Annotated in this window: 6 protein-coding genes; 1 reads left to right on the forward strand and 5 read right to left on the reverse strand. The window is 53.1% G+C overall.

The window, feature by feature from the left end:
* Positions 1–315: 315 nt before the first annotated feature.
* Positions 316–1,512, forward strand: coding sequence for an alkaline phosphatase D family protein (locus O6944_06775; protein MCZ6718835.1), 1,197 nt, complete (start codon positions 316–318; stop codon positions 1,510–1,512).
* Between the two features lie 6 nt (positions 1,513–1,518).
* Here the strand turns inward: O6944_06775 and O6944_06780 are convergent, their stop codons facing one another.
* The 5 genes from O6944_06780 to O6944_06800 all read right to left on the reverse strand — a co-directional run.
* Positions 1,519–1,665 (reverse strand): hypothetical protein, encoded by a 147-nt coding sequence (locus O6944_06780; GenBank protein MCZ6718836.1) that lies wholly within the window; start codon positions 1,663–1,665, stop codon positions 1,519–1,521.
* Between the two features lie 211 nt (positions 1,666–1,876).
* Positions 1,877–2,680: a hypothetical protein gene (locus O6944_06785; GenBank protein MCZ6718837.1), complete on the reverse strand. Its 804-nt coding sequence runs from the start codon at positions 2,678–2,680 to the stop codon at positions 1,877–1,879.
* Between the two features lie 2 nt (positions 2,681–2,682).
* Complete coding sequence (locus tag O6944_06790) at positions 2,683–3,213, reverse strand: hypothetical protein (GenBank protein ID MCZ6718838.1); 531 nt, start codon at positions 3,211–3,213, stop codon at positions 2,683–2,685.
* Positions 3,214–3,759: 546 nt separating this feature from the next.
* Positions 3,760–4,497 carry an EthD domain-containing protein gene (locus tag O6944_06795; protein MCZ6718839.1) on the reverse strand — a complete coding sequence of 246 codons (738 nt, stop codon included), beginning with the start codon at positions 4,495–4,497 and terminating at the stop codon, positions 3,760–3,762.
* A gap of 104 nt (positions 4,498–4,601) precedes the next feature.
* Positions 4,602–4,878, reverse strand: a 277-nt coding sequence (locus O6944_06800; protein ID MCZ6718840.1) for a GFA family protein, incomplete at its 5' end; no start/stop codon positions are given.

The raw sequence follows: 4,878 nt of genomic DNA on the forward strand, positions 1-4,878 counted from the left end.
CGCACCTGGCGTATTGCTTGCGCGTAATGACAACTGGCCTTACACAGACGGAAGACGTGGTATGCAATCCCGATTGGTTTCATTGAAGTGTCGCAGCCAGGCCATGCCATAAGGCCCACCCCAGCCCAACGCCCCTCGCTTTCCGGCACCCCGCCCCTACTCGGGGACTTGTCCCACGGTGACATTCTGATTCAATCAAGCTACTGTGAATGTCTCGGTTTGGCGCGGCCTTTTATTCAAGACAGCCGGCTGAGCGGAAGATGCAGTCCTGTCCATGGAAGGTGTTTGACACGTAACCATAGAAGGGGCATCCAAATGTATCGCTTGCGAACACCTATAGTTCTTGCTCTCACCACGCTGAAAATTCATTGCTTACCCAGCACTTTGGTTCTGTTTGCGACGATGACTTTGATTGTCGGCGGATGTGCCGCCACCACTCAACGGGACCAAGCGGACCCTCAAGACGCCGCTGCTGAGGCTCGAAAACAGAGTGAGTACGCTGCGGAAGACTTAGGTGTGGTTGATCACGTGTATCAAGTAAAAAAGCTGCCGGTAAAGGTTGCTTTCGGTTCCTGTTCAAAAGTGCATAAGCCTCAGCCTATCCTGAATACAATAGCTGCATTGAAACCAGACGTGTTTATCTATCTCGGTGACAGTATTTATGCAGATGAGAACAATGGACTCGAGTTCAAAGGAAAGGATGAACCGGGCTTACCGCGTTTTGTTGCTAGATATGAGCAGCTGGGTGCAAAAAGGGAATTTCAAAATCTCAAGTCCTCCACCAAACTGATTGCAACGTGGGATGATCATGACTATGGCAAAAACGATGCAGGCAAAGAGTATGTTTTCAAGGAGGACTCAAAACGAATTTTTCTGAATTTCTTTGAAGAACCCAAAGACTCTCCTCGGTGGACGCGACCCGGAGTCTATACGTCCTACTATTATAAAGGTCCTGGCAATTCACTGCAGATTATCGTTTTAGATACCCGTACATTCCGGGACGAACTGATTTCGAGTAACGGGCGCTATGTACCCAATCAAGACGCGGCAGCAACGCTATTAGGCAGTGCTCAGTGGCTCTGGCTTGAGGAGCAGTTAAAGATTTCGGCCGATATGCGAATAATAGGTTCGAGTATTCAGTTCGGTCATGAATCCAACGGTTATGAGTCCTGGACAAATTTTCCGCATCAAAGGCAGAAGATGCTCGACTTGATAAAAAAGACGGGAGCTAAAGGTGTCATTTTTATCTCGGGGGATGTGCATTGGGGCGAAATCTCCAAGATTGAAGAACCCGGGCTTTATGCATTCTATGATGTAACGTCGAGCGGGCTTACTGAAACATGGAAGGATTTTTCGCCCAACAAGTACCGTATTGGCGAAGTTCAAAGGGCAAACCATTTTGGTCTCATATCGTTTGATTGGACCAGCGACATTCCACGTGCGCGGCTTGAAATCCGTGACTTGGAAGGAGAGGCGGTTAATGGCGTAGACTTCTCTACGACTCCCGAGTAAAAAATACTAGACCGAGCTGTACCAAGCTGCGCGCGATGGGGAGACCCAGCGGTTGCGAAGCAACTGCATTGGAGTTCGCTCCGCGAACTCCGCGTGAACGCGCATCAACGCTTTCTGTTCTTCGGTGTTATAGATCCTCGGTCTTTGCTTCATCTGCAACACTCCCTCTCCTTGTCAGGAGACTAGTGCGGTTGAATTCGCAGCCCCATTGCCGTCACTCGTCTAACCACGAGAATGGTTACGAATATTCGCTACTCGATGATCGCGGTCACCCACCGATAGACCTTCCAAATCCCGCAAAGCACTTTTGTTTTCACCATCCTCGCTGATTCGATTGCTCCCTTTCAGGATTGGGCTATCTGCCTCAGCGGCCGGTTACACGGACATCCACTCCGGTCCAGTCATTCGGCTTCAGCATATTAGGATGAATCCACCCGAGGGGCGCCCGTCCGGTCGTTTCTGCCCACGCGTATTCCCGTCCCTCATGCCGAATTGTCTTCCCCGTGGTCGGTAAGAGGATCCCCACCATTGCATGACTATGTGCGCGAGAAATGAAAATCCTCGCCTCAATTCCCGCCCGTTTGAGCAGGTGCAGCAGCAAAAGAGACTTCGAATCACAGTCCCCCCAGTCTTCCGACACGACGAGTGGCGGGGGTAACACATTAAATGCCAGTTCTTCGGGGATGCGGTACGGAATATCCTGCACGAAGGTCAGCAGCCAACGTGCGGCGTCGCGCGCGTTCCAGTTGCTTCTGTCTATCACCAGTTCCATACGATCAAGCAGAGCGCTCAGGTCGTTCGCACTCAGCCTCGAGACCTCGGTGTAGACACAACCCCATGGCCGGTACTTACACTCGGAGGGTAGTGAGCTTTGCCCGAGATACGCGTGCTCGGCATACAGAGCAGACATCGCTTCGTGACCATGAGCGAACGTAACACGGTAGGGCGCAAGACCCTTTGCCCGCCAGACGTGCTGGGTGCTCTGGTAGGATGTTTCATCGGACGGCTGTTTAACTGTCCCCAGATCCACGACCTGGATGGTGGTTCGTACGCGGTCAACTGATTTTCTAACTGACAATTCATCGTCAAATACCGCCAAGCCCAGGAACAAGACGATCCAGACTCCGTTCAAGATCGACCATCCCTTGCTGGATTTCTTACGAGGCACTGCTAGTCCAGGGTTTGTCCCAGCGGCGGCAGGGGCAACAAGCCGGTCAACAACGTGTCCAGGCCTTCTCTTGCCAGCAGCCCCATTACTCCAAGGACAACCGCCATCACGATCGCGCAGGCGATGTTGCCGTTACGTATCTCTTCGATTTCATCTATGTTCGGGGTTAACCGCACCGACGCACGCACACCCACAATGATTACCCCAGCACCGACAACCAACGCAGCCAAGATCAGACCGATCGCGTACGCGAACACCCAGGTTACGTCTACCCAGGTGTTAGCGGAGTACCGTAGTAGATCTAGCGCACTGAAAGTATTTTGCACGGCGTTTTGCACCATCAGACCCATGGCAAAGATTGCCCCGGCCAGCGAGATTCCCACGGCTATGTTGCCTTCGTGGATGGCGGTGTCTACGTCAGGCAGGCCTGCGAACCGTTTGATCAGCCGTGCGGCGGTAGTAATACCAACTACACCGACAAAAACGCCGAAGGAGAGTTTGGCGAGGCCGATGAGGATGATCGTTGTGTCCATGAATTAGACTAATTGGACAGAAGTAAACGGAGTCTAACCTGAATAGACCTGTTGGTTCTCATGAAACGCAGTTGAACGATCAAACTCGGAACACAAAACCTAGTTTGGGAGATCATCCATCGACGCGATGAGACAATGAACGCTCCCTGTGTGAGTTCCAGACCAATCGATTCACACCTCTACGACACGCACTTTTAGATCTAGAATATCACTGAGGTGATGTCTGGTTGTGGCCGTTAGTACGCATAGCGACTGACGCTAAACACCTGGATTTATGACTGCTACGTCCACCAAAGCAGGCATTCCGCGTGTAGCTCAGGATGTTCATCCATTCAATTGGAGAACATCACATGGAACCCAATCAGAGATCTTCTTTGGCACACCTCAGGACGCACGCATTTTGGTTGTAGATGCTCAACGTCTGCCAGCATCGACGACGGAGATCAAACGATTTCGATCGTCACGGAAGGAGACCTTCGCCGCGGAGAGGTACTGGAACACCACCGATGCACTAAAGGCTGCTTAGATTTCTACAGAACCGTTAGGTTACGGTACTCCGATCATTTCAGTGCATGCACGCAGCACGAGCGTTCCGTTCGGGTCGACCCACGCTTCCATACCGTCGGGCTTGATCAAATCGCGATATTGGGCCCAGCCGGCTTCGTCGTGAAAGTACAACTCCGCGAGACCGGCATACGGTTCGACGTCTGCTTCGATGCTGTGACTTACGATGTAGCCGAACCCGTTCGCAGCGGCCAGCGTCTCCGTCACGTTGGGTACGTGAACATTCAGCCAGTGCGCAAAAAACGCGTCATAGTCGCAGTCGCTACGCGCCTTCACAAAAAAACTTACCTTCAGAAAACCCGAACGCGTATTGGGGTACGGCTCGTTCAACGTAAGCGGTTCAGACGCAAGTTGGTCGGAGCCATCCAACACGACGTATTCCCGGGTCGCCCAAGGCACGTAGGGTTCGGCCTTCTGTTGAAACGTGTCCGTTGGTTCGGTGCCATGCGGCACTTCTGGCCGCGGTAGCTGCCGGTCGAACCACAACTGAGCCAGGCCGTCCCAGGGATGCTCACCGTCCCGGTTTGCATCAAACAGCGTAGCGATATAGCGGGTTGCATGCACCTTGCCGCGCGCCGCTTGATCGTGTTGCGCCTGAATGACCAGCGGCATGTGGTTGGCGAACCAGTGGGCGACCAGTTCCTCCCGGGAGGTGGTCGATCTGCGCTTGATGAGATAGAGCATCTTTGCGCCTGGCGTCGACAGAAGCTGGGTGTCCATCGGTTGCTCCTCGCACTTGCGTCAGGATCTAGGAGTATATCTGCTGCAAAATTCGACGATAAATAGATTTTAGATTTTTTTCGGCTGGTTCGATTTCCGGCCTATCAAAGCAGCGTCGATTGGTCCTTGTGGCCGGACCACTTCGGTAGCGCGTCGGCCATCTCCATCACCCGCATACCGTAGAAGATGTGACAGGTCGGCTTGAACGCCGCCGGCACCTGTGGCGGCGTGCCGAAGTCGAACAGGGTGGGAAAGGCGAGCCACATGTTGCGCCCCTCATCGGCAATCAGCGTGCCGCAACACGCACATGCCACCTTACAGGGCAGAATTCTTTCATCGCGCTCCAGCGTGCTGTTGTAAAAGCGCAAATGCTCGACGCCA

This window comes from Gammaproteobacteria bacterium (assembly GCA_027296625.1).
Taxonomy (GTDB): domain Bacteria; phylum Pseudomonadota; class Gammaproteobacteria; order JAKEHO01; family JAKEHO01; genus JAKEHO01.